Annotated in this window: 7 protein-coding genes and 2 pseudogenes; 3 read left to right on the top strand and 6 right to left on the bottom strand. The window is 69.0% G+C overall.

What is annotated here, in order from left to right; all coding sequences use genetic code 11:
* Positions 1 to 57 precede the first annotated feature (57 nt).
* From AC5LUJ_RS22420 to AC5LUJ_RS22435, 4 genes and pseudogenes are all read right to left on the bottom strand, one after another.
* The gene (locus AC5LUJ_RS22420) at positions 58 to 1,296 is read right to left on the bottom strand and encodes an MFS transporter (protein ID WP_250291612.1); all 1,239 of its coding nucleotides are present in this window, start codon (positions 1,294 to 1,296) and stop codon (positions 58 to 60) included.
* 37 nt (positions 1,297 to 1,333) lie between these two features.
* A pseudogene (locus AC5LUJ_RS22425) lies at positions 1,334 to 1,837 on the bottom strand (transposase); the annotation flags it as partial.
* Between the two features lie 503 nt (positions 1,838 to 2,340).
* On the bottom strand, positions 2,341 to 2,562 hold the full coding sequence (locus tag AC5LUJ_RS22430) for a hypothetical protein (RefSeq protein ID WP_250286678.1): 222 nt from the start codon (positions 2,560 to 2,562) through the stop codon (positions 2,341 to 2,343).
* A complete protein-coding gene (locus tag AC5LUJ_RS22435) occupies positions 2,559 to 3,179 on the bottom strand; it encodes a helix-turn-helix domain-containing protein (RefSeq protein ID WP_250291613.1) in 621 nt (206 codons plus the stop codon). The genes AC5LUJ_RS22430 and AC5LUJ_RS22435 overlap by 4 nt, the downstream gene beginning before the upstream one ends.
* A 192-nt stretch (positions 3,180 to 3,371) precedes the next feature.
* On the opposite strand from AC5LUJ_RS22435, the gene AC5LUJ_RS22440 reads away from it, so the two are divergent.
* Genes AC5LUJ_RS22440 through AC5LUJ_RS22450 form a run of 3 tightly spaced genes read left to right on the top strand, consistent with a single transcriptional unit; the run spans position 3,372 to position 4,410 of the window.
* On the top strand, positions 3,372 to 3,788 hold the full coding sequence (locus AC5LUJ_RS22440) for a hypothetical protein (protein WP_250286682.1): 417 nt from the start codon (positions 3,372 to 3,374) through the stop codon (positions 3,786 to 3,788).
* Positions 3,785 to 4,054: a hypothetical protein gene (locus AC5LUJ_RS22445; protein WP_250286684.1), complete on the top strand. Its 270-nt coding sequence runs from the start codon at positions 3,785 to 3,787 to the stop codon at positions 4,052 to 4,054. The genes AC5LUJ_RS22440 and AC5LUJ_RS22445 overlap by 4 nt, the downstream gene beginning before the upstream one ends.
* Positions 4,051 to 4,410, top strand: coding sequence for a hypothetical protein (locus AC5LUJ_RS22450; RefSeq protein WP_250286686.1), 360 nt, complete (start codon positions 4,051 to 4,053; stop codon positions 4,408 to 4,410). Before AC5LUJ_RS22445 ends, AC5LUJ_RS22450 begins: the two co-directional genes overlap by 4 nt.
* 156 nt (positions 4,411 to 4,566) lie before the next feature.
* Here AC5LUJ_RS22450 and AC5LUJ_RS22455 read toward each other — a convergent pair whose 3' ends face one another.
* Together AC5LUJ_RS22455 and AC5LUJ_RS22460 are read right to left on the bottom strand one after the other, a co-directional pair.
* Complete coding sequence (locus AC5LUJ_RS22455; RefSeq protein WP_250291615.1) at positions 4,567 to 5,538, bottom strand: DNA-processing protein DprA; 972 nt, start codon at positions 5,536 to 5,538, stop codon at positions 4,567 to 4,569.
* Between the two features lie 399 nt (positions 5,539 to 5,937).
* Positions 5,938 to 6,742 (bottom strand): annotated as a pseudogene (locus AC5LUJ_RS22460) (BREX system serine/threonine kinase PglW); the annotation flags it as partial.

Here is a 6,742-nt window from a genome sequence, read left to right on the forward strand (position 1 = left end):
CCCGACCGACTGGGATAGATTTTGCGTTGTCCTTGCCGAAATCTTCATCCGTGTGGCTCATGCGGCATGCCGCAAACCTGGCAGGATCAGGCACAGCACTGCCGCGGCGGCGGCCGTGGCGGCGAAGGCGCCCACCGCCCAGGCGCCGGACACGTGCTGGACAAGCAGTCCAGCGGTCAGCGGCGCCAGCGCAGCCAGCGCGGTAGTCGCCATGACCACGGTGTTGATGACTCGGCCGCGCATTTCTGCCGGTGCACTGCGGAGCGTCACGGCAAACAGCGCGGCGTTCACGGCCGGCGCGAGCAGCAGCGCTATGGCGATCGGCGCCGCCACCAGCGGCGACGGGAGGAGCGGTGCCGCAGCGCCGAACAGCAGGGCCCCAGCCAGGGTGATCGTGGTGGCCAGGGCTCCCAGGCGCATGCGCCCCTGCAGCCGGGGCGCCACTATGGCGCCGAGCAGCCCGCCGGCCGCGATGGTCGCCTGCACCAGGCCGATCACCGCGGTGGAGGTACCGTGATGACGCAGCGCGAGCGTGACGGTGAAGATCACGCCGGTGAAGGCGAAGTTCATCAGGGGTGCCGTTATCGCTACCGCGCGCAGGATCGGCACCTGCCAGACGACCTGCAGGCCATCGGCCACCTCGCGCCACAACGCCTTGCGCTCGGCCGCGTTCTCCGGGCGGAACTGCCCCCGGATCCTGTTCACCGTGCCGAACGAGACCACGTAGGAGACGGCATTGGCGAGGAACGGGACGGCCTGGCCCAGCCCGAAAAGAGCCCCGCCGAGCGCCGGGCCGGCCAGGGCGGCAGCGTAGGTCCTGGCCTCGGTGGCGGCCGACGCCTGCTCCAGTTGCCTGTCCGGCACGATCCCCGGCAGTGCCGCGGCAGCCGCCGGGTTGAAGATGGCGCCCGCGCCTCCCTCGATCAGGCACACGACCAGGACGACCGGCCAGGACGCGAGATGGGTCACGATCAGGATGCCGAGCAGGGCCAGCAGGACCGCGCGCATGATGTCGCAAATGATCATCGTCAGCCGCCGGTCGAACCGGTCAGAGAGCGCCCCGGCGGGCAGCTGCAGGCACAGCAGGGTAATTGCCCGCGACGTCCCCACCACTCCGGCGAGCACCGCCGAGTGGGTCAGCGCCAGGATAAGCAGCGGGTAGGCGAGCAGGCCGATCCCTGAGCCGGTATCGGAGAGCAGCTGGCCGATCCACAGCATACGGAAGCCCTCGTTGCGCCGGAGAGGAACTTCTTGTTGCACATCGGCGTCTGTCTCGATTCCGGCGGCATCGCTCACCTTTGGAACAGTATGCGCCAAGGGTCAGGAGCAGCGTTTTGATCGTGTACTCGGGGTCGGTGGCACGGCCACGGCGACCGCGGAGCCGGTGGGTGGCCCGGCGGCGGACGTCGCCGACCGCCTTGTTCGCGAGCTGGGCGACGTGGAACGGGTCGACCGCGACCATCGGGTACGGTAGCGCGGCCTGCACGGCCCGCGCGGCGGTCCGGTAGACGGTGGACATGTCGATCGTCACCGCCCGGACGCCGGCCCTCCATGGGGCGGGCCGGGCGGTGATCCAGTCGACGACCGGGGTGGCGGCGCGGCTCTCCACGACCCCGAGCAGGCCATGGCCACCCGTGGCGTCGATCAGAACGCTCTGCCAGCGATCCGCGTCGGTGACAGACCGCCCACTGGTCGGGTCACGGTGCCAGCGGGGACGTCCGCGGCGCTGGTCGTCCAACCCCAGCACCTCCACCGGAGGCAGCGGGCTCGACACCGACCGGGCCGTCTGCGAACCAGGCCGCTGCTCACCTGTGGCCCCGGCGTCAGCCCCGGCCATGGTGGCATCAGCATCCGGACCCGGGGCTGAGGTGATGGTCGTAGTCTGTTCGGTGGTTACGATCCCCGCCGCCGCGGCGACACTGATGAACCCGCCATGCGCGGTATGCCAGCTCACCCCCAGCGCGGCCGCGATTTATCGAGCAAGTACGATCCCTCGGAAATTAGATCGTGATGGCGGCTGCTTGTATCGTTCATGATGTCTATCTTATTCGGGGATGGAAGTCTATCCATCGGTGGTTTTTTGTGCTTGGTAGCTCCTTTGTGATCTACGGGGGTAGATAGAGGCGGAGCCGATGCCCGGCTGCGAGCTTGTCGATCAGTTCGCGTAATGGGTGGAGCGTGGGGGTGATGGGCCAGGCATGGCAGGCGTGTAGGCGTAGTGAGTATCTCGCCCTGCATGGCCCGATCACGGTGCACCATGTCTGAACAGCGCAAACGCCCCGCACCCACCATCCGGAGGGTCGGGGCGCCACTTCCGCTGGGGCGTGTATCCCAGGGCGCTCAGAGTATGCGCTCTGTGGCTTCAGGCGTCAATACGGATACGCCCTGACCGAAGGTCTGCTGGCCGCGGGGGCACATCCCGATTCTCTTGATCGTAGCGAAATGTGCGGGGACGCTGCTCGGCTGCTTCTCGAGGACGTGTGGGTCGATCAGCCCGGCTTGGACAAGCGCGTCGGCGAAGGCGAAGTCCTTCTCACGACCCGCAACCAGCTTCGCGATCACGCAGTCGTGGGGCTCCGGTTGCATGCCGCGTGTGTCCGTCGCCAGTTGGCGCGGAACGCTGTCAGGACTGCCTGTCGGTCCGTTTCCGGGAGGACGCAGGCGAACGGCGAGTTCTGTCGAAGGTCGCGGGCGTGCGGTGTGGTGGAGGTCAGGATCTCCAGCACCACGTCGGGCCCGGCGTCGAGCATGTCCTGCCAGATGGTGAGCCAGTGCCGGGTCACCCCGCTGGGATGAATCTCAAGCAGCCGTGTCAGGTTCTCCCGGGCGGCTTGAAGAACACCGTCCGGATCAGTGACGAGCCGGCCGGCAACGGCCTGATGCAGCCACAGCGAACGGGCCTGGTCGCGGGTCAGTTCGGCCGGGAGAAACGGTGTGAGATCGCCGCGGCGGATGCGGCGATGCGTGCCGACAGTGGTATGCGGCAGGAGGCCCCGCCGGCAGAGATCGACCACGTGCTGGCGCGAGCAGCCGAGCAGTTCCGCGACGTGGCCCGTGGTCAGCAGGTCGTCGTCCGGATCGCTCAACAGATCATCACTCACACGGCCAGCATGCCTCGCAGCCCCAAAAAACGCAATCACGGACGGCGTCACGGTTTCAGGCGGGCCGAGCGGCCCCACAGGGCTTGCATGGTGCCGCGTCCGTAGGGCTCTCGTCCGATCGTTTCGTCAGGATGCCTTGCCGGCGAGGTCGGGGTCCTCGTCGGCGGATCGGGCAAGGCACTAACCAAATGACCGAACTCAGGCGACCACGGCCGTGACCAGACCGAGCAGCGCCGCCACCGACCTGAGCCTGGCGAGGCGGGCGGCGGGGTGCCCGCCTGCTTTACGGACGGCACCCGGGCCACCGCGGACGTCCTGATCGACGCGGACGGCATCCGCTCGGCCGTGCAGGGGCTCATCCGGCCCGGTCGCCCCCGGCCGCGCCACACCGGCCTGCTCGACTTCGGCGCCCGGCTGGACCACACCGGCATCCCCTCGACCTGGGGCCGCATGCACCTGGCGTTCGGCTGGCGGGCTTTCTTCGGCTACCTCGTCTTCGACGACGGCAGCGGCGGCTGGTTCGCCAACCGGCCGAGCAGGGAGCCGACGACCACCGCCGAGGCCCGGGCGGTCGGCGCCGAGGAGTGGCTGCGGGTGCCCGAAGACGAGCGGCTACGAGATATTGTCAAGCAGACGTCGGACCAGCAGACCACTCGCGCCCGTCCCAGAGGAGAGGCCACGCGATGAGACTCGCCAGCCCCGCGCGGCTGCGGGCCAACGCGGCGACGATCCACGAGCTGGGGCGCCGTTACGGCCTGCGTTCCTTCGCGCTGAGCGCGGAGCCCGGAGAGCTCGTGGCGACCTTGGACGAAGGCCGCTCCTACTTCGACATCACCGGTTTCGAAACCGACCTTTCCACGATTATCGACGCCACCGTGGAAGTCGTCCCCCGCGGCCCCGGTGTGGACGTGGAGGAAACCGAATACCTCGACGACGCACGCGGGGCGGCATGACCGCCACCCCCGCTGATCGCGAACGCCGCGAACTTGTATGCCTGCTCGACGCGCGGGCGGCACTGGACCGTGCCCTATCGATCTCTCGTGACGGAATACCGAAAGCAGGCGACGGGCGACTGCTCTCGCTCGCGTACTGCATGCTCACCTTCGGCGAGATGTTGAAGCAGGCCTCGCACGGAAGCGTGACATACGCCTATAGCGGCGCCATTGCGTTACGCGACAAGCTGGCCCACATCCCTCACCGCAAGCTGAACGCAGAAGTACTTGCAGCGTCTGTGGACAGAGCGGTAGCAGAGATCCTCCCCCTCATCCAAGCTCGCGTCCAGGATCTTGATTCGAACGGCAGACCCTGAGGACCGCCAATACGTGCCCCATTGCACGGCAGAATGATCATCTCATAGTCACATCGCTGGAGCGGAACTGCACCCATCGGACATTGCAGAGGAACAGACTTCCTGTTCTGCCGATGAGGTCGCGGAGTGTGTCGAGAGCGGGTGAGCGGGTGACCATCAGACGGTGATCTGGCTGAGAACCGCTTCCAGTTGGCTCGGGCGTTCGGCGAGCTTGTCGACCACGGCTGTCACCTCGGCGATCGACGACGCGACGTAGACGTCGGGACGACCGACGAGTTCTCTGCCCCACTCGGTGCTGTCGACGACGAGATCGGTCAGGATCACCGGCCGGCCGTGGTGCACCGCCATCCGGGCCTGAATGCGGGCGCCGCTGTGTTCGCCCGCCTCGACGACGATCGTGGTGATGCCGTAGCCGGACATCACCGCGTTGCGCATCGGGAAGTTACGCTGCTGAGGCGGCGCGTCCGGCCAGAACTGCGACAGCACCAGCCCTGTTTTCGCGATGCGCTCCTGAAGCCCGCGGTTGGCGGTCGGGTAGCACCTGTTGATCCCGGTGCCGATGACGGCCACGGTGCGTCCACCGCAGGCGAGGGCGGTCTCGTGGGCGGCGGTGTCGATCCCCGCCGCGAGACCGGCAACCACCGTGAGATCCATCGACACCAGCGTGTCAGCGATGGACCTGGCCATCTTCAGGCCCCGCTCCGACGCCTTGCGCGAACCCACGACGGACACGGCCCTGTCATCGGCGAGCAGGCGGCCGCGGGCGAACAGGAACGGGGGAGCCTCGTGGATGTCGCGGACGCGCGCCGGATAGCGCTCGTCGGCGATCGAGAGGAACTCCAGCCCGGCCGCACGCCAGCCACGGACCTCGTCCCGCGCCCGGTCGAGCAGCACGGCATGGTCGTCGTCGCCGAAGAGGCTGTCAGCGACAAGCTGTGCCCGCGCCGCCGTAGCACTCCCGCTCTCCAGCACGGCACCGGCGAGCTGAAGCCAACTGAGCCCGCGCGGCCGCTGCCGAAGCAGCGCGACGAGCTCCGCCTGCTCCTCGATGCCCGGCTCCGCCACGCCGTCAGCGTAGTGGACGCGAGCGCCGCGGGCGGGCAGCCACCCCATGATGCGATCGAACATACATGCGAATATACGTGTGGTCGCTGACAGCTCCGGGAAGCCTCGCCCGTGTCGCTCGGCAGATCATCATTCGCGCGGCCGGCATGCCTCGCAGACCCAAAAAACGCAATCTCGGGCGCCTTCACGGTTTCAGGCGGGCCGAGAGCGCCGGTCAGGTAACCATACGTATCCCTCCTGAACGATGGCACGCTTCGATGGACGTCGGCCGCCAGAGAAGATCGGCGTAATTTTGTCGTTATGTACGCTTTTGCGGCCAAAAAACGTACACAACGACAAACTCTCCTGGATCATGGCCTGTGCGGGTGGTCGTGGATGGGATCCGCGCTACTTGACCGGCGTTCGAGTGGCCCCACCGGACTTGCGTGGTGCCGCGTCCGTGGGGCTCGGTCGGTCGTCTCGTCAGGATGCCTTGCCGGCGAGGTCGGGGTCCTCGTCGGCGGATCGGTGCCGGTTGGTGACCCAGGCGTCGGGCAGGGCGATCCACTCGCTTTCGGTCACCAGTTGGACGAGGGCGCCGTCGAGGCGCGGCGGGCGGGTCGGCTCGGTCGTCGGGCACAGCACCCACAGCGGCCGGCCGTCGGCGCGGGCCCGTTCGGCGAGCGCGAACAGCACGTCCAGCCCGCGGCCGCCGTAGCGGCCGAACACGCCGGCGTCGTGCAGCAGCAGCGGCGCCGGCCGGCCGCCGGGCCCGGTGCGGCCGCGCTCAGTGCGGCCGGGCCTAGCGCCGTCGGACCTAGCGCCGTCGGACCCAGCGCCGTCGGACCCAGCGCCGTCGGACCCAGCGCCGTCGGACCCAGCGCCGTCGGGCCTAGCGCCGTCGGGCTCGGTGCGGCTGGCGGGGGTGTCGACCAGTTCGGCGAGCGGTGGTGCGGCCCGCTCCCAGGCCGTCCGGACGTACTCGGCGAGGTTGCCGGCCTCCCGGCTGCCCGGCTCGGCGGCGTCGGCGCGCAGAATCGTCGCCCAGGTCGGCCTGGGCCGCGGATCGACCTCGGCGTGCAGCGCGTCGAGGAACACGGCCGCGACGTCGACCGGCTCGGCGGCGAACCGGTGCGGCCTGGCCAGCTCCGCGCGGGCGGCCAGATAGTGGTTGCGCCGGACGGTGAGCGCCCGGAAACCGCCGGCCTCGGCGGCGGCGGCGAGCCGCTGCTCGGCGAGTGCCGCGGCCGCCCGGTCGGGGCTGTCGAACACCGTGCGCGCCGGCCTG

It is taken from the genome of Protofrankia sp. CiP1_Cm_nod3, assembly GCF_982290655.1.